The organism is Pseudomonas oryzihabitans (assembly GCF_007665395.1).
GTDB classification, from domain to species: domain Bacteria; phylum Pseudomonadota; class Gammaproteobacteria; order Pseudomonadales; family Pseudomonadaceae; genus Chryseomonas; species Chryseomonas psychrotolerans_C.
On the sequence record NZ_VDND01000004.1, the window covers coordinates 124,262 to 143,518 of the forward strand.

At 66.7% G+C, this 19,257-nt stretch carries 20 protein-coding genes; 4 read left to right on the top strand and 16 right to left on the bottom strand.

What is annotated here, in order from left to right; genetic code table 11:
* Positions 1–78: 78 nt before the first annotated feature.
* The 9 genes from FSV73_RS10630 to ubiE all read right to left on the bottom strand — a co-directional run bounded on the left by FSV73_RS10630 (position 79) and on the right by ubiE (position 6,151).
* Positions 79–789, bottom strand: coding sequence for a 16S rRNA (uracil(1498)-N(3))-methyltransferase (locus tag FSV73_RS10630; RefSeq protein ID WP_145007531.1), 711 nt, complete (start codon positions 787–789; stop codon positions 79–81).
* Positions 786–1,583, bottom strand: a complete 798-nt coding sequence (gene tatC / locus FSV73_RS10635) for a twin-arginine translocase subunit TatC (RefSeq protein WP_145007533.1) — start codon at positions 1,581–1,583, stop codon at positions 786–788. Before tatC ends, FSV73_RS10630 begins: the two co-directional genes overlap by 4 nt.
* Complete coding sequence (tatB, locus tag FSV73_RS10640; protein WP_145007535.1) at positions 1,580–1,936, bottom strand: Sec-independent protein translocase protein TatB; 357 nt, start codon at positions 1,934–1,936, stop codon at positions 1,580–1,582. Before tatB ends, tatC begins: the two co-directional genes overlap by 4 nt.
* Before the next feature lie 9 nt (positions 1,937–1,945).
* Positions 1,946–2,206: a twin-arginine translocase TatA/TatE family subunit gene (locus FSV73_RS10645; protein WP_145007537.1), complete on the bottom strand. Its 261-nt coding sequence runs from the start codon at positions 2,204–2,206 to the stop codon at positions 1,946–1,948.
* A 27-nt stretch (positions 2,207–2,233) separates the two neighbouring features.
* Positions 2,234–2,566 (bottom strand): phosphoribosyl-ATP diphosphatase, encoded by a 333-nt coding sequence (locus FSV73_RS10650; protein WP_145007539.1) that lies wholly within the window; start codon positions 2,564–2,566, stop codon positions 2,234–2,236.
* The gene (gene hisI, locus FSV73_RS10655) at positions 2,559–2,960 is read right to left on the bottom strand and encodes a phosphoribosyl-AMP cyclohydrolase (RefSeq protein WP_145007541.1); all 402 of its coding nucleotides are present in this window, start codon (positions 2,958–2,960) and stop codon (positions 2,559–2,561) included. The genes FSV73_RS10650 and hisI overlap by 8 nt, the downstream gene beginning before the upstream one ends.
* 190 nt (positions 2,961–3,150) lie before the next feature.
* On the bottom strand, positions 3,151–4,749 hold the full coding sequence (gene ubiB, locus FSV73_RS10660; protein ID WP_145007543.1) for a ubiquinone biosynthesis regulatory protein kinase UbiB: 1,599 nt from the start codon (positions 4,747–4,749) through the stop codon (positions 3,151–3,153).
* Positions 4,746–5,381: a ubiquinone biosynthesis accessory factor UbiJ gene (locus FSV73_RS10665; RefSeq protein ID WP_145007545.1), complete on the bottom strand. Its 636-nt coding sequence runs from the start codon at positions 5,379–5,381 to the stop codon at positions 4,746–4,748. The genes ubiB and FSV73_RS10665 overlap by 4 nt, the downstream gene beginning before the upstream one ends.
* Positions 5,381–6,151 carry a bifunctional demethylmenaquinone methyltransferase/2-methoxy-6-polyprenyl-1,4-benzoquinol methylase UbiE gene (gene ubiE / locus FSV73_RS10670; protein ID WP_145007547.1) on the bottom strand — a complete coding sequence of 257 codons (771 nt, stop codon included), beginning with the start codon at positions 6,149–6,151 and terminating at the stop codon, positions 5,381–5,383. Before ubiE ends, FSV73_RS10665 begins: the two co-directional genes overlap by 1 nt.
* Before the next feature lie 151 nt (positions 6,152–6,302).
* On the opposite strand from ubiE, the gene FSV73_RS10675 reads away from it, so the two are divergent.
* The gene (locus FSV73_RS10675; RefSeq protein ID WP_145007549.1) at positions 6,303–6,581 is read left to right on the top strand and encodes a polyhydroxyalkanoic acid system family protein; all 279 of its coding nucleotides are present in this window, start codon (positions 6,303–6,305) and stop codon (positions 6,579–6,581) included.
* A 7-nt stretch (positions 6,582–6,588) separates the two neighbouring features.
* Here FSV73_RS10675 and FSV73_RS10680 read toward each other — a convergent pair whose 3' ends face one another.
* The 6 genes from FSV73_RS10680 to FSV73_RS10705 form a co-directional block, all read right to left on the bottom strand.
* Complete coding sequence (locus FSV73_RS10680) at positions 6,589–6,960, bottom strand: gamma-butyrobetaine hydroxylase-like domain-containing protein (protein WP_145007551.1); 372 nt, start codon at positions 6,958–6,960, stop codon at positions 6,589–6,591.
* A gap of 275 nt (positions 6,961–7,235) precedes the next feature.
* Positions 7,236–8,585: an ATP-dependent protease ATPase subunit HslU gene (gene hslU, locus FSV73_RS10685; protein ID WP_145007553.1), complete on the bottom strand. Its 1,350-nt coding sequence runs from the start codon at positions 8,583–8,585 to the stop codon at positions 7,236–7,238.
* Between the two features lie 19 nt (positions 8,586–8,604).
* Positions 8,605–9,138, bottom strand: a complete 534-nt coding sequence (hslV, locus tag FSV73_RS10690) for an ATP-dependent protease subunit HslV (RefSeq protein WP_058764934.1) — start codon at positions 9,136–9,138, stop codon at positions 8,605–8,607.
* A gap of 102 nt (positions 9,139–9,240) precedes the next feature.
* Positions 9,241–9,984, bottom strand: a complete 744-nt coding sequence (locus FSV73_RS10695) for an SPOR domain-containing protein (protein ID WP_145007555.1) — start codon at positions 9,982–9,984, stop codon at positions 9,241–9,243.
* A gap of 18 nt (positions 9,985–10,002) precedes the next feature.
* Entirely contained in the window at positions 10,003–11,760 is a 1,758-nt protein-coding gene (gene argS, locus FSV73_RS10700) for an arginine--tRNA ligase (RefSeq protein ID WP_145007557.1), read from the bottom strand.
* A 96-nt stretch (positions 11,761–11,856) separates the two neighbouring features.
* Positions 11,857–14,070 (bottom strand): primosomal protein N', encoded by a 2,214-nt coding sequence (locus tag FSV73_RS10705; RefSeq protein WP_145007559.1) that lies wholly within the window; start codon positions 14,068–14,070, stop codon positions 11,857–11,859.
* Positions 14,071–14,227: 157 nt separating this feature from the next.
* On the opposite strand from FSV73_RS10705, the gene rpmE reads away from it, so the two are divergent.
* The 3 genes from rpmE to FSV73_RS10720 all read left to right on the top strand — a co-directional run bounded on the left by rpmE (position 14,228) and on the right by FSV73_RS10720 (position 16,651).
* Positions 14,228–14,443 (top strand): 50S ribosomal protein L31, encoded by a 216-nt coding sequence (rpmE, locus tag FSV73_RS10710; RefSeq protein WP_007161618.1) that lies wholly within the window; start codon positions 14,228–14,230, stop codon positions 14,441–14,443.
* Positions 14,443–15,270, top strand: coding sequence for a thermonuclease family protein (locus tag FSV73_RS10715; protein ID WP_145007561.1), 828 nt, complete (start codon positions 14,443–14,445; stop codon positions 15,268–15,270). The genes rpmE and FSV73_RS10715 overlap by 1 nt, the downstream gene beginning before the upstream one ends.
* Positions 15,271–15,382: 112 nt before the next feature.
* Positions 15,383–16,651: a malic enzyme-like NAD(P)-binding protein gene (locus tag FSV73_RS10720; RefSeq protein ID WP_145007563.1), complete on the top strand. Its 1,269-nt coding sequence runs from the start codon at positions 15,383–15,385 to the stop codon at positions 16,649–16,651.
* A gap of 51 nt (positions 16,652–16,702) precedes the next feature.
* Here FSV73_RS10720 and FSV73_RS10725 read toward each other — a convergent pair whose 3' ends face one another.
* A complete protein-coding gene (locus tag FSV73_RS10725) occupies positions 16,703–19,123 on the bottom strand; it encodes a penicillin-binding protein 1A (RefSeq protein ID WP_145007565.1) in 2,421 nt (806 codons plus the stop codon).
* Between the last annotated feature and the right edge of the window lie 134 nt (positions 19,124–19,257).

The window sequence follows — 19,257 nt, forward strand, 5'->3', positions numbered from 1 at the left end:
GCTCCGCGCATTGAAAAGCCCCGGTGTCGCGAGACGCCGGGGCTTTTTCTTGTCCCTGATCGGGCTAAGACAGGCGGGCTAGAACAGACGGGCCAGCAGGGCGGGTACGGCATTCTCCACCCGCAGGATGCGCTCGCCGAGCTGGACGGGCGCCAGACCCGCTTCCTGCAGCTTTTCGACCTCGTAGGGTATCCAGCCACCCTCCGGACCGATCGCCAGCGTCACGGGCTCGCTGAGGGCGCGAGGGCAGGCCGGATAGTCACCCGGATGCCCGACCAGGCCGCGCGAGCCCGCCGCGAGGCCCGGCAGGCGATCCTCGACGAAGGGCTTGAATCTCTTTTCGATCAGCACTTCCGGCAGCACCGTGTCCCGCGCCTGTTCCAGCCCCAGGCGCAGCTGCTCCTCGATGGCCTGAGGCTCCAGGAAGGGGGTCTGCCAGAAGCTCTTTTCCACTCGGTAGCTATTGAGCAGCACCAGGCGCTCGACACCCATGGCCGCGACGGTCTGCAGCACTCGGCGCAGCATCTTCGGTCGTGGCAGGGCGAGCAGCAGGGTGAGCGGCAGCTTGGCGGGAGGCGGCTGGTCGAGGGTCACCTGCAGGCAGGCCCGGTCCGCAGCGAGGGCGTCTAGTCGGCCCCGGCCCATCAGGCCGCCGAGCAGGCCCACGCGCAACTGATCACCGGCCTGGGCCTGGTGGACGTCGCGGAGATGGGCGAGACGGCGTTGATCGCGCAGCACGACCTGGTCGGCGGCCGTGAAGTCGGCCGCCTCGAGCAGGATCAGGTTCACGGGCGTTCGGCGGGCGGTTGCGCGTCGGCGCTGCTGTCGTCGGCGCCCAGGGGTCTTTCACGCTTTTGCACGAAGCGGCCGAACAGCAGGCCGATCTCGAACAGCAGCCACATGGGCACGGCCAGCATGGTCTGGGAGAAGACGTCCGGCGGCGTCAGCAACATGCCGACCACGAAGCAGCCGATGATGACGTAGGGGCGGATCTTCTTCAGGTAGGCGACGTCGACCACGCCGATCCAGATCAGCAGCACGGTGGCCACCGGAATCTCGAAGGCCGCGCCGAAGGCGAAGAACAGCGTCAGGATGAAGTCCAGGTAGGCATTCAGGTCCGGCATCATCATGGCGCCTTCCGGCGTGATGCTGCTGAAGAAATGGAAGATGATCGGGAACACCAGGAAGTAGGCGAAGGCCATGCCGGCGTAGAACAGCACGATGCTGGAGATCAGCAACGGGATGGCCACCTTCTTCTCGTGCCGATAGAGGCCGGGCGCCACGAAGCTCCAGACCTGATGCAGGATCACCGGCATGGCGATGAACAGCGAGACCACCAGGGTCAGCTTGAAGGGCGCGAGGAACGGCGAGGTGACGTCCGTGGAGATCATGGTCGCGCCTTCGGGCAGCACGCGCCGGATCGGCTCGGAGGCGAAGGCATAGATCTTCTGGGCGAAATAGAACAACCCGAGAAAGATCAGGAAGGTGGCCAGCACGCACCTGAGGATGCGCGTACGGAGTTCGGTCAGGTGCGAGACCAGGGGCATTTCCTGGTCGTCGTGGTCGGAGGGCTTGTCGCTCATGGTGCTCTTGGCGGCGTCTGCGGCGGATCCTGCGGGCGTTCGGCAACCACGTCCTGGGGCATGGGCGGGGCAGCGGCGGCAGGGGGCGTCTGGGCTTCCGGCGTGGCAGCGCCAGGCTTGGGCCGGTTGTCGCGCTGCTCCATGGAAAGGATATGCTCGTTGCGCAGTTGCTGGCGAATTTCGTCAGCCCCTATCTCCCGCTCGACTTCCTGGCGGATGCTGTTGAAGCTGCGCCTCAGGCGACCGATCCACAGGCCTGCGGTGCGCGCCGCGCCGGGCAGGCGTTCCGGGCCCAGTACCAGCAGGGCGACGAACCCCACCAGCATCATCTCGGGGAAGCTGATTCCGAACATGTGGGGGCCTTAGTCCTTGCGTACCACCGGCTCTTCGACCTTGCGGTGCTCGGCGTCGAAGGTCTGCGGACGATTCAGGGGAGCGTTCGGGTTGGCGGTGGTGGTGGACGGCTGCTCGGCCTTGTCGTCCTCGTCGGTGTGCATGGCCTTGCGGAAGCCCTTGATGGCCTCGCCCACGTCGGAGCCGAGGTGCTTCAGCCGTTTGGTGCCGAAGACGATCACCACGACGAGCAGGATGACGATCCAGTGTTTCCAGTCGAAGATACCCATGGTCTTTCCTCGTTGCGAAGCTTGGGGTCAGGATTGAGTACGAGCGGCCTTTTCGGCGTGCCCGGAGAGGCCGAACCGCCGATCCAGTTCGTCCAGCACGGCCTGGGGATGCTGGCCGAGGGCCGAGAGCATGATCAGGCTGTGGAACCAGAGGTCGGCGGTCTCGTAGATGACATCGTCGTATTGCTGGCTGAGGGCGGCATCCTTGGCGGCGAGGATGGTCTCGACGCTTTCTTCGCCGACCTTTTCCAGGATCTTGTTCAGGCCCTTGTGATAGAGGCTGGCCACATAGGAGGAATCCGGGGCCGCCTGCTTGCGTTCTTCCAGCACCTGCGCCAGGCGTGCGAGGGTGTCAGTCATGGCTGTGGCCTCCGGCGTAGATGGCGCTGGGATCCTTGCGTACCGGGTCGACGGTCTCCCACTGGCCCTCGCGCAGCACGCGATAGAAGCAGCTTTCGCGGCCGGTATGGCAGGCGATGCCGCCGAGCTGCTCCACCTGCAGCACCACCACGTCGGCGTCGCAGTCGAGGCGTAGCTCGAGGACGCGCTGAATGTGACCGGATTCCTCACCCTTGCGCCACAGCCGGTTGCGCGAGCGCGACCAGTAGACCGCGCGGCCTTCGGCGGCGGTCAGGGCCAGGGATTCGCGGTTCATCCAGGCCATCATCAGGATGCGCCCCGTGGTGGGGTCCTGGGCGATGGCCGGTACCAGGCCATCGCTGTTCCAGTGGATCTCGTCTAACCAGTCGCTCATGAGTCTGTTCAATACTACGAATTGGGGTACTGGGCGCTGTCCGAAAATGCCTGCGCTCGGTCATGCGGCGACTTTCAGACAGGCCCTAGCCTCGCACAAGACGCAGCTCGAATACAGCGGCAAGGCACCAGTGGCTGAGGGCGTGTATTGCGCCCGCTGAAAGTGACAGTGTCGTGACAGCTTAAGGAGTTCAGCGGCGGATCACCAGAACCAGGCCGCCGACCAGCATGGCCCAGGCCGGCCAGGCCTGAGCATGGGGCTCCAGCCCCAGTTGCGTAGCCCCGACCAGCAGGACCGCGCCGACCACCCGGACGATCCAGTCGTCGTGGCGACCGCCCCAGGGATTGGGGGGATCCTTGCGATGCGGCTGGGTGATGCGCTCCAGGGTATCGCGGGCCATCTGCGCCAGGTGCGGGATCTGTTCCAGTTGCTGCTGGATGTTGCGGGCGATCTGCGGCGGGCTGAGCCGCTTGCGCATCCACTTTTCCAGATAGGGCTTGGCCGTGGACCAGAGGTCCAGGTCCGGATAGAGCTGGCGACCCAGGCCCTCGATGTTGAGCAGGGTCTTCTGCAGCAGCACCAGTTGCGGCTGGATCTCCATGTTGAAGCGGCGCGCCACCTGGAACAGGCGCAGCAGCAACTGGCCGAAGGAGATGTCCTTGAGCGGCTTCTCGAAGATGGGTTCGCAGACGGTGCGGATGGCCGCTTCCAGTTCGTTGACCTGGGTGTTGGCCGGGACCCAGCCGGAGTCGATGTGCAGCTGGGCGACCTTGCGGTAGTCGCGCTGGAAGAAGGCCCAGAGGTTACGCGCCAGGTAGTCCTGGTCCTCGGGGGTCAGGCTGCCGATGATGCCGCAGTCCACCGCGATGTAGAGCGGGTCCCAGGGCTTGGCGGTGCTGACGAAGATGTTGCCCGGGTGCATGTCGGCGTGGAAGAAGCTGTCGCGGAACACCTGGGTGAAGAAGATCTCCACGCCGCGTTCGGCCAGCAGCTTGAAGTCGGTGCCCTGGTCGCGCAGGGCGGCCAGGTCGGTGACCGGGATGCCGTAGATGCGCTCCATGACCAGGACTCGCTCGCGGCACCAGTCCCAGTACACCTGGGGCACGTAGAGGCGTTCGGAGCCCTCGAAGTTGCGTCTGAGCTGGCTGGAGTTGGCCGCTTCGCGCAAGAGGTCCAGTTCGTCGTAGATGGTCTTCTCGTAGTCGCTGACCACGTCCATCGGGTGCAGCCGCCGTGCTTCCGCCGAGAGCTTTTCAGCGGTACGCGCCAACAGGAACAGCCAGGCGATGTCCTGGCTGATGATGTTCTTCAGGCCAGGCCGCACCACCTTGACCACCACTTCCTCGCCGGTACGCAACTGGGCGGCATGGACCTGGGCCACCGAGGCCGAGGCCAGCGGCTGGTGGTCGAAGCGGGCGAAGGCCTGCTTGATGGGTACGCCGAGTTGCGACTCGATGAGCGCCACGGCTTTTTCCGGCGGGAAGGGCGGGACCTTGTCCTGCAGGAACATCAGCTCGTCGGCGATATCCTCGGGCATGAGGTCGCGGCGGGTGGAGAGGATCTGGCCGAACTTGACGAACACCGGCCCCAGTCCTTCCAGGGCCAGGCGCAGGCGCGCACCGCGTGGCAGCGTCTTGCTCGGCCGCGGCAGCCAGCGCCAGGGCAGCACGTAGCGGGTGGCGCGCAGGTACCAGGGCAGCGGCAGGGCATAGACGATGTCGTCCAGCCGATAGCGGATGACGACGAAGAAGATCCGCAACAGGCGGTTGAGGGCAGCGAACAGCTTCATTCGTCGGGGTTATCCCTGGCGTTGCGGGCGGTTTCCAGGCGGGCAAGCCGGGCGTCGAGCCGATCCACGTCCAGCCGCAGGGCATCGATCTCGGCGAAGCGTGCCTCGCCTTCGAGGCGACCGACCAGGTGACGACTCTCCTCGTTCAGCCAGTTGGACAGCGTCAGCTGCAGGCTGTCGCGGCTCTGCGCGCCCAGGGCCTGGCCACGTCGGGCCAAGTCGCCCAGCAGCGCGGCCGGCAGCGGGCCGAGCCAGCGGCTGACCTCGTGCTGCCAGTCCAGCTCCAGCTTCTGCAGGATGTCGGCGAGTTCGATCAGCAGGGTGCTGTCGCCTTCCAGGCGCACATCCGGCTGGTGCAGCACCCGCTGCTTTTCGCGGGCCAGGGCCAGCTCGGCCAGGCGCGTGGCCGGGGCCTGCAGGGTGCAGTCGACGTCGCCCTCGTGATGGGCGGCGAAGTGCAGGCCGTCACCGGCCGGCAGGATGTAGAGACGCAGCGCGGGTTGCCGCGTCTGGACGGCGATCACCCGACCGGTCAGGGCGGCCAGGCGCGGCAACGCCACCGGGTCGAGCGCCAGCAGCGGATTCAGGCCGCGCTCCAGCGCCGCCAGCAGGGCCTGGGTGACGAGGGCCATCAGGGCTTGATGCCGCGATGCAGGGCGACCACGCCGCCGGTCATGTTGTGGTAGGAGACCCGGGCGAAGCCGGTCTCTTCCATCATGGCCTTGAGGGTCTGCTGGTCGGGGTGCATGCGGATGGATTCCGCCAGGTAGCGATAGCTCTCGGCGTCACCGGCCACCAGCTTGCCCATCAGCGGCAGGAAGCCGAAGGAGTAGGCGTCATAGGCCTTGGATACCAGTGGATTGGTGGGCTTGGAGAATTCCAGCACCAGCAGCCGGCCACCGGGCTTGAGCACGCGCAGCATGGAGGCCAGCGCCTGGTCCTTGTGGGTGACGTTGCGTAGGCCGAAGGCGATGGTGATGCAATCGAAATGGTTGTCGGGGAAGGGCAGCTTCTCGGCATCCGCCTGGACGAAGCGCACGTTGCTGGCCACGCCCTCGTCAAGCAGGCGATCACGGCCGACCCTGAGCATGGAGTCGTTGATATCGGCGAGGACCACCTCGCCGGTGGGGCCGACCAGGCGCGCGAACTGCTCGGTCAGGTCGCCGGTACCGCCGGCGATGTCCAGCACCCGGTTGCCGCGACGCACGCCGGACAGCTCGATGGTGAATCTCTTCCACAGCCGGTGGATGCCCGCCGACATCAGGTCGTTCATCACATCGTACTTGGCGGCCACCGAATGGAAGACCTCCGCGACCTTGTAAGCCTTCTGGCTCTCCGGAACGCTCTGGTAGCCGAAGTGGGTCTGGGATTCGGCCTCGGGGCCTTTGCGCGGATCGCTCATGGGGCTACACCTGGGACAGGGACAAGAGGGCATTCTAGCAGGCCGATCGCCCGGCTTGCCCGGCTAAAACCAGGGCTGACCGCTCGGTTCTCGCGATTGGCGGCGTGGCGGGCTCTCGCTATAGTCAGGGCCCCTTATCCGGAGTTCCCCGATGTCCCAGATCACCATCGAACGCAGCCACTCGCTCGGGCTGGAAGGCGCCCGGCAGAAGGCCGACCAGCTGGCGGAAAAGCTCACGCGTGACTATGGGGTGGCCTGCGCCTGGGAAGGCGACACCCTGACCTTCGCACGCAGCGGCGTGGATGGACGAATCGAGGTGGCACCGGACCGGGTCCGGGTGCTGGCGACCCTGGGGATGATGTTCTCGATGCTCAGCGGCCAGATCGAGAAGGAGATCGAGCGTAAGCTGGACAAGGCCCTGGCGGCCTGAGTCCGGGTCAGAGCATCAGCTTGACCGCGCTGACGTGCGGGTCCCGCGTCTTGCCGGCGCGGGCCAGCTTTTCCAGGTAGTCGGCCCAGAGGTGGTCGCGGCGGCAGCCGAGTTCGTAGAGATAGTCCCAGCTGAACAGGCCGCTGTCGTGGCCGTCGTCGAAGGTCAGCTTGATGGCATAGCGCCCGGCCGGCTCCACGGCGGTGATGCCGACCTGCTGCTTGCCGAACTGTAGCACCGGATTGCCGTGTCCCTGGACCTCGGCCGAGGGCGAATGTACCCGCAGGAATTCGGCGGGCAGCTCGAAGGTCTCCGCGCCATAGCTGACGCTGAGGGTCTTCGAGGCCTTGTGCAGCTGGATGGCGGTGGGGATGCGCATGGTGAGGTTCTCGGGGCGGAGTTTCAGTCTTTGCCTAAGGCCATCGCGGCCCGCCGATGCGGCCGCTCCTACAGGCGGCCGTAGGTTGGGTTGAGCGCAGCGAAGCCCAACATTGGCTCGGGGCGTAGGCCATGTTGGGCTTCGACGATAGAGCTGTCTCAACCCAACCTACGATCTATCACGGCCATGGCTGCGATAGGACAGTTGCTCTTACAGGATATATCGGCACCTGTAGGGGCGACCGCCATGGCGTCAACCAGGTAACAAGCCTACCGTCACAGTATATAGCGCGACAGGTCTTCGTCCTGGGCCAGTTCGCCCAGGTGGCCGTTCACATAGGCCGCGTCGATGACGATGGCCTCGCCATTCTGCTGACCGGCGAGGTCGGCGGCGCTGAAGGATACCTCTTCCAGCAGGCGCTCCAGCAGGGTGTGCAGGCGGCGTGCACCGATGTTCTCGGTCTTTTCGTTGACCTGCCAGGCGATCTCGGCGATGCGGGTGATGCCGTCGGCGGCGAAGTCCACGTGCAGCCCTTCGGTCTTGAGCAGTTCACGATACTGCTCGGTGAGCGAGGCGTGCGGCTCGGTGAGGATGCGCTCGAAGTCCTGCGGGGTCAGCGCCTTGAGTTCGACGCGGATCGGCAGGCGGCCCTGCAGCTCCGGCACCAGGTCGCTGGGCTTGGACAGGTGGAAGGCGCCCGAGGCGATGAACAGGATGTGGTCGGTCTTGACCATGCCCAGCTTGGTGTTGACGGTGCAGCCTTCGATAAGCGGCAGCAGGTCGCGCTGCACGCCTTCGCGGGAGACGTCGGCACCGCTGGTGTTGCCGCGCTTGGCCACCTTGTCGATCTCGTCGATGAAGACGATGCCGTGCTGCTCGACGGCCTCCAGGGCGCGGCCCTTGAGTTCTTCCTCGTTGACCAGGCGGGCGGCTTCTTCGTCACGCACCAGCTTGAGCGCTTCCTTGACCTTGAGCTTGCGCTGCTTGGTCTTGCCCTTGTGCATGCCGGCGAAGAGATTCTGCAGCTGGCTGGTCATCTCCTCCATGCCGGGCGGGGTCATGATCTCGACGCCGGCCGGGGTGTCGGCGACCTCGATGTCGATGTCCTTGTCGTCCAGCTGGCCTTCGCGCAGGCGCTTGCGGAACAGTTGGCGAGTGTTGCTATCGGTGGCAGCCGGCTGCGGCTCGTTGCTGAAGCCCACCGAGGGGCGGGCGGCGGGCAGCAGGGCATCGAGGATGCGCTCTTCGGCGGCGTCTTCGGCGCGGTGGCGGTTACGCACCATCTCCTGCTCGCGGAGCATCTTCACGGCGGCGTCGGCGAGGTCACGGATGATGGACTCGACATCGCGACCGACGTAGCCGACCTCGGTGAACTTGGTGGCTTCCACCTTGAGGAAGGGCGCATTGGCCAGCTTGGCCAGGCGCCGGGCGATCTCGGTCTTGCCCACGCCGGTAGGGCCGATCATCAGGATGTTCTTGGGCGTGACCTCGGGACGCAGCTCGGCGGGCAGCTGCATGCGCCGCCAGCGGTTGCGCAGGGCGATGGCCACGGCGCGCTTGGCGTCGTCCTGGCCGATGATGTGGCGATTGAGCTCGTGGACGATCTCGCGGGGGGTCATGGACATGGGCAGTCTCTAAACCGGATCACGCCTGGGGCGCGTCCAGCTCCTCGATGGTCAGGTTGCGGTTGGTGAACACGCAGATGTCACCGGCGATGTTCAGCGCGGTCTCGGCGATCTCGCGGGCGCTCAGGTCGGTGTGCATGAGCAGGGCGCGGGCGGCGGCCTGGGCATAGGCGCCACCGGAGCCCATGGCGATCAGGCCTTCCTCGGGCTCTACCACGTCGCCGTTGCCGGTGATGATCAGGGAGGCGTCCTTGTTGGCCACGGCCAGCATGGCTTCCAGGCGACGCAGGGCGCGGTCGGTGCGCCAGTCCTTGGCCAGCTCGACGGCGGCGCGGACCAGGTGGCCCTGGTGCTTCTCGAGTTGCGCCTCGAAGCGCTCGAAGAGGGTGAAGGCGTCGGCGGTACCGCCGGCGAAGCCGGCCAGCACCTCGCCCCGGTACAGCCGCCGGACTTTCTTGGCATTGCCTTTCATGACGGTGTTGCCCAGGGAAACCTGGCCGTCGCCGCCGATCACGACCTTGCCGTTGCGGCGTACAGAAACGATGGTGGTCAAGGGAATCTCTCCGCGTTGCTTGGGGCGGTCAGCCCCGGTTACGCAGAGATATGGGGATGGCCGCGACGCCCTTCAAGCGCCGCGGCGAGGGGATTCATCCAATCAGTGACCGCGGCGTTGCTGCAGCAACAGATTCTTGAAGCCGCTGCCGGCGAGCTGCTTCTGCGCCTGGGTCAACTGGTCGCGATCGCTGTAGGGGCCGACCAGTACCCGGTACCAGGTGTCGTCCTTGACCTTGCCCGACTCCACCCGCACGTCCTGGCCGAGCATGATGATCTGGGCACGCACCCGGTCGGCATCGGCTTGGGTGCGGAAGGATCCGGCCTGGAGGAAGAACAGCGTCACCGGCGGCTGGGCCTTGGTGGTGGCTTCCTTGGGCGGCGTGGCGGCGGGTTGGCCCGGCGCGGTCGCGGTCGCGGGCGTGGCCGGCGTCGCGGTCGCTGGCTGGCCGGGTTGCGCCGGGGTCGCGGCGGCATCCGGTTTGCCCGGGGTGGTCGGCTTGGCGGCCGGATTGCGCGGCACGGCGTCCGGCGGCACGATCACCTCGGATTCGGGCAGCAGGGTATAGAAGTCGTACTTGGGTTTGATCGGCGTGGGCGGCGTGCCTTCGGTCTTGCCGGCGCTGGTCGACGGCTTGCCATTGCCCGCCGCGGCCGCCGGACGACCTTCTTCCGGCTTGGCGCGCTGCACCGCCTTGTTGCCCGGTTCGAGCTTCATCAGGAACACCACGAAGGCCCCGATGGCCAGACCCGACGCGAGCCAGACCCAGCCGGGCAGGGGCTGCTTCTTGGGAGCCGAGGTGTTGCGACTGGCGCCGCGCTTGGGTGGGGCTTTCTTGGTGGCCATCTGGCGGTGATCCGTCTCTTACATGCGTTCCAGGGTGTGCAGGCCGAGCAGTTCCAGACCCTGCTTGAGGGTGCGCCCGGTGAGGGCGGCCAGCCGCAGGCGGCTCTGGCGCAGCTCGGGGTCCTCGGCGGTCAGGATCGGGCAATTCTCGTAGAAGCTGGAGAACAGGCCGGCCAGGTCGTAGAGGTAGCTGCACAGCAGGTGCGGGGTGCCCTTGTCGGCGACGCTGGCGAGGATCTCGCCGAACTGTGCCAGCCGCCCGCCGAGGCCCTGCTCCTGGGGGGCGTCCAGGCGGATGCTGCCCTCGGGCTCGGTCTGCCCGGCCTTGCGCAGCACGCTGGCGACCCGGGTGTAGGCGTACAGCAGGTAGGGCGCGGTGTTGCCTTCGAAGCTGAGCATCTGCTCGAAGTTGAAGCTGTAGTCGCTGGTGCGGTGCTTGGAGAGGTCGGCGTACTTGACCGAGGCGATGCCCACCACGCGGCCGATGTGGCGCAGCTCCTCTTCGCTGAAGGGCGTTTCGCCACGCTCGGCGCGTCCGGCATTGCGCTCCTTGACCAGCTGGTAGGCGCGTTCCTCGGCTTCGTCGAGCAGGTCGACCAGCTTGACGGTGCCACCGTCACGGGTCTTGAACGGGCGGCCATCGGCGCCGTTCATGGTGCCGAAGCCCATGTGCTCGAGGTCCATGGCCGGATCGACGAAGCCGGCGCGGCGCGCCACCTCGAAGGCCATCTGGAAGTGCAGGGCCTGGCGCTGGTCGACGAAGTACAGCGCCCGATCGGCGTGCAGCTGGCGGCTGCGGTAGCGCATGGCGGCCAGGTCGGTGGTGGAATAGAGGTAGCCGCCACCGGCCTTCTGCACGATCACCGGCAGCGGATTGCCCTCGGCGTTCTTGAATTCGTCGAGGAAGACGCAGCGGGCGCCATCGCTCTCGGTGAGCAGGCCGGCGGCGTCCAGGTCGGCCACCACCTGGGCCAGGTCGTCGTTGTAGGCACTCTCGCCCTTGACGTCGGCCGGGGTCAGCTTGACGTTGAGGCGGTCGTAGACCTCCTGGCAGTGGGACAGCGAGACGGCGTTGAAGCGCTCCCAGAGCCGCAGGCAGTGGGCATCGCCCGCCTGCAGCGCCACCACCAGTTCGCGAGCGCGGGCGGCGAACTCCGGCGAGGCGTCGAAGCGGCCCTTGGCGGCGCGATAGAACACCTCGAGATCGGCCAGCTCGCCCTCGGCGGCCTGGGGCTGCTCTTCCATGTAGGCCAGCAGCATGCCGAACTGGGTACCCCAGTCACCGACGTGGTTCTGGCGGATCACCTCGTCGCCGAGGAATTCCAGCACCCGCGCTACCGCATCGCCGATGATGGTGGATCTCAGGTGGCCGACGTGCATCTCCTTGGCCAGGTTCGGCGAGGAGAGGTCCACCACCACGCGCTGGCGGGGGTCGTGCTGGGGCACCCCCAGGTGCGCATCGGCGAAGGCCGCATCCAGCCGCGCGGCCAGCTGCGCGTGATTCTGGAAGAAGTTGAGAAAGCCGGGGCCGGCGATCTCCACCTTGCTCACCGCCGGATCGGCGGGGAGGGCGGCCAGCAGCTTCTCGGCCAGGTCGCGCGGCTTGGCCCGCGCCGGCTTGGCCAGCAGCAGGGCGACGTTGCTGGCGAAGTCGCCATGGCTCTTGTCCTTGGTGTTCTCGACCTGGATGGCCGGGGCGACGTCGGCCGGCAGGGTGCCGTCGGCGATCAGGCGGTCGAGGGCGTGCTGGATGAGCTGGCGGATGCTGTCTTTCATGGTCGTTGGCCTTCGGCGTGCGCCGAGCGCGCACTGCGATGAAAACCCGGCATTATCCGTGGCCGGCCCGGCCTTGCCAATGGTAAGCCTGTGCCACTAGAACAGATCGATGGGATCGACATCCAGCGACCAGCGCACCTGGCGCGCCTCCGGCAAGCTTTCCAGCTGGACGACCCAGATGCCCAGCAGGCGGTGCAAGGGTGCGCGACTGCTGCTCTGCAGCAGCAGCTGGGCGCGGTGACGACCGGCGCGGCGCTCCATGGGCGCCGGTACCGGACCGAGCAATTCCACCTGGGGCAGGGCGAGATTCACCGCCAGCCCCTCGGCGACGTGATAGGCCGCTTCGAGGAAATTCTCCACCTGATCCTGCCGATGGGCATCGGCGCGCAGCAGCGCCAGGTAGGCGAACGGCGGCAGGCCGGCGGCACGGCGCTCCTGCAGCGCCTGGCGGGCGAAGGCCGGATAGCCTTCCTCGGCCAGCTGCACCATCAGCGGATGATCGGCCAGGTGGGTCTGGATCAGCACCTGCCCGGGCTCTTCGGCGCGGCCCGCGCGGCCGGCCACCTGGACGATCTGCTGCGCCATGCGCTCGCTGGCGCGGAAGTCGGCGGAGAACAGCCCGCTGTCGGCATCCAGCACGGCGACCAGGGTCACCTTGGGGAAATGGTGCCCCTTGGCGAGCATCTGGGTGCCGACCAGGATACAGGGGGCGCCGCTGTGGATGGTGCGCAGCAGTTTGCCCAGGGCGTCCTTGCGCGCCGTGGTGTCGCGGTCGATGCGCAGCACCGGGATGTCCGGGAACAGCAGCTGCAGCCGTTCCTCGGCTCTTTCGGTGCCGGCGCCCACCGGGCGCAGGTCGAGCTTGCCGCAGGACGGGCAATGGCGGGGCGGCGCCTGGCGATGGTCGCAGTGGTGGCAGCGCAGCTCGCCGGAGCCGCGGTGATAGGTCATGCGCGCATCGCAGCGCGGGCACTGGGCCAGCCAGCCGCAATCGTGGCAGAGCAGGGTGGGCGCGAAGCCGCGCCGGTTGAGGAACACCAGCACCTGCTGGCCGCGCTCCAGGGTCGCGCCCATCGCTTTCAGCAGCGGCTGCGACAGGCCGCTGTCCAGCGGGCGGCTGCGCACGTCCAGCCGCTCGAAGCGCGGCGGCTGGGCGCCGCCGGCGCGCAGTGACAGGCGCAGATGGGCATAGCGGCCCTGGTCGGCGTTGTGCAGGCTTTCCAGCGAGGGCGTCGCCGAGCCCAGGACCACCGGCAGGTTCTCGAAGCGGGCGCGGACCACCGCCAGGTCGCGGGCGTGGTACCTCAGGCCTTCCTGCTGTTTATAGGAGGCGTCGTGTTCTTCGTCGACGATGATCAGGCCGGGATGCTTGAGCGGGGTGAACAGCGCCGAGCGAGTGCCCACCACGATGTCCAGTTCGCCGTCGCGCGCGGCCAGCCAGATGTCCATGCGCTCGCGGTCGGTCAGCGCCGAATGCAGCAGGGCGATGCGGGCATTGAAGCGCTGCTCGAAGCGACCCAGGGTCTGGGGCCCCAGGTTGATTTCCGGAATCAGCAGCAGCGCCTGGCGTCCCGCCTCCAGGGTGGCGCGGATCAGTTGCAGATAGACCTCGGTCTTGCCGCTGCCGGTCACCCCTTCCAATAGATAGCAGTGGAAGCCGCTGCCGGCGCGGACCGCCTCGTAGGCCAGGCGCTGTTCGCCGTTGAGCGGCAACTCGGCCTGGGCGAGCCAGGAGCCCTGGTGCCGGGTCGGCTGGTGATAGCGGGTCTCCACCTTGACCAGGCCCTTGGCCTGCAGGAGGTCGAGACTGTCCTTGACCAGGCCGAGCTGGCCAAGCAATTCGTGGAGCACGCCATGGGGGTGCTGACGCAGGGTCTTGAGCGACTCGCGCTGCCGCGGCGCCCGGGCCAGGCGCGGGTCTTCCGGGCGGGCATCGGGCTGGGCGATCCAGAAGCGTTGCAGCCGGCGCTCGGCGGGCTCGCCCTGACGCAAAAGGGCAGGAAGTGCCCAGCTCAGGGTGTCACCGAGGCTGTGCTGGTAATACTGGGCGGACCACTGGCAGAGTTCGAACAGCGCGCTCGGCAGCGGCGGTCGCTCGTCGAGCAGCTGCAGGGCCTTGCGCAGCTTGTCCGGGGGCACCTCGGTGTCCTGGGCGACCTCGATCAGCACCCCGATGACTTCGCGGCGACCGAACGGCACCCGCAGCCGCACGCCCGGCCGCAACTGCTCCTCGACCGCGCCCTTGGGCGGCAGGTAGTCGAACAGGCGACGCAGCGGGGAGGGCAGCGCCAGACGCAGGATCAGGGGCACGGCAAGACTCGCAGGAGGAAAGCCCGATGGTAGCAGACGGGCGGCGTGGGGGTCGCTTGCACGTCCTAGCCGCTCTGGTATGATTTGCAGCCCAAATCTGTGCGGTATCCGGCAATGGCGCCGGGTGGCGGCACAGCTAGACCCCGAGGATAGCCCCATGAAAGCCGATATCCATCCCCAGTACGATGCCATCGAAGCTACCTGCAGCTGCGGCAACGTCATCAAGACCCGCTCGACCCTGAGCAAGAACATTCACCTGGACGTCTGCTCCGAATGCCACCCGTTCTACACCGGCAAGCAGAAGGTCCTGGACGCTGGCGGCCGTATCGATCGCTTCAAGCAGCGCTTCGGCGTGTTCGGCAGCAGCAAGTAATGCGCTGCCGTCGGCCATCTCCGCATGGCTCGACACTGAAGAAGGCGTCCCTCTGGGGCGCCTTTTTCGTTTGGGCGCTGGGTGGCGCGTCCCTCGCCCTCGCCGAGGAATGCCCGCTGCTACCGGACGGACAGGAGGTGACGGTCCGCCAGGTGGTGGATGGCGACACCCTGCGGCTGGTCGATGGCCGTTCCGTGCGCCTGATCGGCGTCAATGCCCCGGAGCTGGGCAAATCCGGCGGTACCGCCCAGCCCTTTGCCGAAGCGGCCCGCCGGCGTCTGCAGGCGCTGGTCGAGGCCAGTGGCGAGCGCCTGCGGCTGGTGCCGGGACGCGAGGCGACCGACCACTACGGGCGGACCCTGGCCCATCTCTATGATCGCCAGGGCAGCAACCTGGAAGCCCGCCTGATCGCCGAAGGACTCGGCTATGCGGTGGCCATCGCGCCCAACACCCGGTTGGCCAACTGCCAGGCGGCGGCGGAGCGCCAGGCCCGCCAGGCGCGACTCGGCCTCTGGAAGCAGGATCCGACCATTGCCGCCAGCGCCATCCGGGACGGTGGGTTCGCCCTGGTCCAGGGCCGTCTGCAGAGCGTGGAGCGCAATCGCGGTGGCCTCTGGCTGCAGTTCGACGGCGAGCTGGTGGTCAATGTACCGAGCCGCTTCGTAGATGCCTTCGACGAGCTGCCGTTGCCGCAATGGATAGGTCGCACGCTCGAGGCGCGGGGCTGGATTTCCGATCGCAGCAGGCGCAAGGAACCCGGTCGGGCGCGTTGGCAGATGACCCTGAGCGACCCCCATATGCTGGGTCTGAAGGTTGAATCGTTTTAGCCGAAAGTCGTATTGCGATTGATTTCAGGCATATGGCCGATTGCTTGTGGCACCTTGAGTCTTTGCGTATTCTCGCCCGACCCAAGACCCACACCACGCGGATATACCAATAATGTCTGATCTCAAAACCGCTGCCCTCGAATACCATGCTCAGCCGCGCCCCGGCAAACTCAGCGTCGAGCTGACCAAGCCCACCGCCACCGCCCGTGACCTGTCCCTGGCCTACAGCCCGGGTGTCGCCGAACCGGTCCGCGAGATCGGCCGCGATCCCGAACTGGCCTACCGCTACACCGGCAAGGGCAACCTGGTCGCCGTGATTTCCGATGGCACCGCCATCCTCGGCCTGGGCAACCTCGGCCCGCTGGCCTCCAAGCCGGTGATGGAAGGCAAGGGCGTGCTGTTCAAGCGCTTCGCCGGTGTGGACGTCTTCGACATCGAGGTGGAAGCCGAGAGCCCCCAGGCCTTCATCGATACCGTCAAGCGCATCTCCATCACCTTCGGCGGCATCAACCTGGAAGACATCAAGGCCCCCGAGTGCTTCGAGATCGAGCGCGCCCTGATCGAGCAGTGCGACATCCCGGTCTTCCATGACGACCAGCACGGTACCGCCATCGTCACCGCCGCGGGCATGCTCAACGCCCTGGAAATCGCCGGCAAGCGCCTGGAAGACGCCAAGATCGTCTGCCTGGGTGCCGGTGCCGCCGCCATCTCCTGCATGCGCCTGCTGGCCAGCATGGGCGCCAAGGTCGAGAACATCTACATGATCGACCGTCAGGGCGTGGTCCACAGCGGCCGCAACGACCTGAACCAGTACAAGGCGGCCTTCGCCACCGAGACCAGCAAGCGCACCCTGGACGATGCCCTCGACGGCGCCGATGTGTTCGTCGGCCTGTCCGGCCCCAACCTGCTGTCGGCCGAAGGCCTCAAGCGCATGGCGGCCAACCCCATCGTCTTCGCCTGCTCCAACCCGGATCCGGAAATCACCCCCGAGCTGGCCCACGCCACCCGTGACGACGTGATCATGGCCACCGGTCGTTCCGACTACCCGAACCAGGTCAACAACGTCCTCGGCTTCCCCTTCATCTTCCGCGGTGCCCTGGACGTGCGCGCCCGGGTCATCAACGAAGAGATGAAGATCGCCGCTGCCCTGGCGCTGCGTGACCTGGCCAAGCTGCCGGTACCCCAGGAAGTCTGCGAGGCCTATCAGGTCGACAGCCTGAGCTTCGGCCGCGAGTACATCATCCCCAAGCCGATGGACGCGCGCCTGATCACCCTGGTTTCCGACGCCGTGGCCAAGGCCGCCATCGAGACCGGCGTGGCCACCTTGCCCTACCCGGCGAACTATCCGCTGAAGTCGGTGGACGACGTCTTCGCCAAGTAAGACCCGCCCAATAAAAAACCCCGCCTCGGCGGGGTTTTTTATGGCCTGGAATCAGAAGATATCCATGGGCACGGTTTCGCTGGAAGGCAGCGGGGTGCCGGGCGCCACGCCGGGCGGGAGCTCGTCCAGGCTGGGCGGGGTGTCCTCGCTCTTGAACAGCTCGAAGTAGGCGTTGGGCGTGCCGGGAGGCGCCGCGCGACCGGTGGTGGGGTCGACCCGGATGGACACGATGCCGTCCGGTTCCTTGAGCTGGTGCGGCGGCTTGTCCTTGAGCGCCGCGCCCATGTAGCTCATCCAGATCGGCAGGGCGACGGTGCCACCGAATTCCTGGCGGCCCAGGGTATCGGGCTGGTCGAAACCGGCCCAGACCGTGGTCACGTAGTCGCCGTTGTAGCCGGAGAACCAGGTGTCCTTGGACTCGTTGGTGGTACCGGTCTTGCCGGCCAGGTCGTTGCGGCCCAGCTCCAGAGCCTTGCGCCCGGTGCCGCGCTTGATCACGTCCTGCAGCATGCTGTTCATGATGAAGGCGTTGCGCGGGTCGATGACCTGGGGCGCGAACACCGGCGCCGGATTGGCCGGGTCGGCGGACGCGGTGTCGGCGGCAGGGGTGACCTCGACGCCCGGGGCGGCCTTGGCCTGGACCTGCTGCGGCACCCGCGGCGCGGCGGCGCGATAGACCACCTTGCCGTCACGATCGGTCACGTGGTCGACCACGTAGGGCGTCACCTTGTAGCCCTCGTTGGCGAACACCGACCAGCCGGTGGCCACTTCCAATGGCGTCAGGCCCGGGGTACCGAGGGCCAGGGACAGGTTGCGCGGCAGCTGGTCCCGTTCGAAGCCAAAGCGACTGACGTAGTCCAGCGCATAGTCGATGCCGATGGCCTGCAGCACCCGGATGGAGACCAGGTTGCGCGAGCGATAGAGCGCCTCGCGCAGGCGGATCGGACCGAGGAAGGTGTTGTTGTCGTTCTTCGGTCGCCAGGCTTCGTCGGGATTCTCGTCCATGAAGACGATGGGGGCGTCGTTGACCAGGCTGGCCGCGGTGAACCCCTTGTCCAGGGCCGCGCTATAGATGAACGGCTTGAAGCTGGAACCGGGCTGGCGGCGGGCCTGGGTGGCGCGGTTGTAGTTGCTCTGCTCGAAGGAGAAGCCGCCGATCAGGGCGCGGATGGCGCCATCCTGGGGATCGAGGGAGACCAGGGCGCTCTGCGCCTTGGGGATCTGCGAGAACTTCAGGCTGCCATCGTCCTGGCGCTGCACCCGGATCAGGTCGCCGACCTTGACCACGTCGGCCGGGCCGTTCGGCCGCGGGCCCAGGCTGTTGGCGCTGAGGTAGGGGCGGGCCCACTTCATCGACTCCCAGGACACCGCCTCTTCCTTGCCGTCGCGGGTCAGCACCAGGATGCCGCTCTTCTCCACCTGGGTGACGATGGCGGGATCCTGGCCGCCGACGATGCGCTGCTTCTGGATCAATGCGGTCCATTCGGCCCGGCTGCGGTTGGGCCATTGCGCCTCGGGACCGCGATAGCCATGGCGGCGGTCGTAGTCGGTCAGGCCGTCACGGACGGCTTCGAAGGCGTCGGTCTGCAGCCGGCTGTCGATGGTGGTGTACACCTGGTAGCCGTCGGTATAGGCGTCGCCACCATAGCGGCCGACCATTTCCGCCCGCGCCATCTCGGCGATGTAGGGGGCGTTGAGCTCGGGGATGGCGACGTGGTGATAGGCCTCGAGCGGCTCGGCGATGCCGGCCTGGTAGGCCGCCTGATCGATATATCCGAGCTTGAACATGCGTTCGAGAATCCAATTCCGTCTTTCCAGGCTACGCTCAGGATTAGCGACCGGGTTGTAACGCGACGGCGCCTTGGGCAGACCGGCAATCATCGCCATCTGGGCGATGGTCAGGTCCTTGATGGACTTGCCGTAGTAGACCTGGGCGGCGGCCTCGATACCGTAGGCGCGGTTGCCCAGGTAGATCTTATTGACGTAGAGCTCGAGGATCTCGTCCTTGCTCAGTTGGCGCTCGATTTGCAGCGCCAGGAGGATCTCGGTGAATTTGCGCGAGAAGCTGCGCTCGCTGGTTAGGAAGTAGTTCTTGGCGACCTGCATGGTGATGGTACTGCCGCCGGTCTGGATGTGCCCGGTCTTGACCAGCTGGCTCACCGCGCGCGCCAGGCTCTTCACATCCACACCATAGTGATTGGCGAAGTTGTCGTCCTCGGCGGAGAGCAGGGCATGGATGAAATCGGGTGGTATCTCGTTGAAACGCAGCGGCGAGCGGCGCATTTCGCCGAATTCGGCGATGAGTTTGCCATCCGCGCTGTACACCCGCAGGGGGATCTGCAGTTGCACGTTACGCAGGGCATCGATGGAGGGCAGGCTAGGGCTAAGGTAGAGGAAGGCACCGCTGAGACCCAGCAACAGGCTGCAGATCAGGGCGACCAAAGACCACCAGAAAAATTTCAGAACACGCATCAAGAGACTTTTCGAATGGAAAGAAGGAAAGGGCGACAGGTGACGGTCAGCCTACACGGCGTCGCCATTATAGGCGCGTTTGGCGGTTGGCCGCTATTTGCTCGGGTGTCAAGTCTGTTATCTAATGCCCGTCC

What these genes read in the sequence shown, in the direction of transcription:
- FSV73_RS10720 (WP_145007563.1), top strand. Translation starts at nt 15,383, where the DNA reads ATGTCTGATCTCAAAACCGCTGCCCTCGAATACCATGCTCAGCCGCGC.
- FSV73_RS10725 (WP_145007565.1), bottom strand. Translation starts at nt 19,123, where the DNA reads ATGCGTGTTCTGAAATTTTTCTGGTGGTCTTTGGTCGCCCTGATCTGC.
- FSV73_RS10715 (WP_145007561.1), top strand. Translation starts at nt 14,443, where the DNA reads ATGCGCTGCCGTCGGCCATCTCCGCATGGCTCGACACTGAAGAAGGCG.
- FSV73_RS10665 (WP_145007545.1), bottom strand. Translation starts at nt 5,381, where the DNA reads ATGGCCCTCGTCACCCAGGCCCTGCTGGCGGCGCTGGAGCGCGGCCTG.
- rpmE (WP_007161618.1), top strand. Translation starts at nt 14,228, where the DNA reads ATGAAAGCCGATATCCATCCCCAGTACGATGCCATCGAAGCTACCTGC.
- hslU (WP_145007553.1), bottom strand. Translation starts at nt 8,585, where the DNA reads ATGTCCATGACCCCCCGCGAGATCGTCCACGAGCTCAATCGCCACATC.
- hisI (WP_145007541.1), bottom strand. Translation starts at nt 2,960, where the DNA reads ATGAGCGACTGGTTAGACGAGATCCACTGGAACAGCGATGGCCTGGTA.
- FSV73_RS10645 (WP_145007537.1), bottom strand. Translation starts at nt 2,206, where the DNA reads ATGGGTATCTTCGACTGGAAACACTGGATCGTCATCCTGCTCGTCGTG.
- argS (WP_145007557.1), bottom strand. Translation starts at nt 11,760, where the DNA reads ATGAAAGACAGCATCCGCCAGCTCATCCAGCACGCCCTCGACCGCCTG.
- tatB (WP_145007535.1), bottom strand. Translation starts at nt 1,936, where the DNA reads ATGTTCGGAATCAGCTTCCCCGAGATGATGCTGGTGGGGTTCGTCGCC.
- FSV73_RS10680 (WP_145007551.1), bottom strand. Translation starts at nt 6,960, where the DNA reads ATGCGCATCCCCACCGCCATCCAGCTGCACAAGGCCTCGAAGACCCTC.
- FSV73_RS10650 (WP_145007539.1), bottom strand. Translation starts at nt 2,566, where the DNA reads ATGACTGACACCCTCGCACGCCTGGCGCAGGTGCTGGAAGAACGCAAG.
- FSV73_RS10695 (WP_145007555.1), bottom strand. Translation starts at nt 9,984, where the DNA reads ATGGCCACCAAGAAAGCCCCACCCAAGCGCGGCGCCAGTCGCAACACC.
- ubiE (WP_145007547.1), bottom strand. Translation starts at nt 6,151, where the DNA reads ATGAGCGATCCGCGCAAAGGCCCCGAGGCCGAATCCCAGACCCACTTC.
- ubiB (WP_145007543.1), bottom strand. Translation starts at nt 4,749, where the DNA reads ATGAAGCTGTTCGCTGCCCTCAACCGCCTGTTGCGGATCTTCTTCGTC.
- FSV73_RS10675 (WP_145007549.1), top strand. Translation starts at nt 6,303, where the DNA reads ATGTCCCAGATCACCATCGAACGCAGCCACTCGCTCGGGCTGGAAGGC.
- tatC (WP_145007533.1), bottom strand. Translation starts at nt 1,583, where the DNA reads ATGAGCGACAAGCCCTCCGACCACGACGACCAGGAAATGCCCCTGGTC.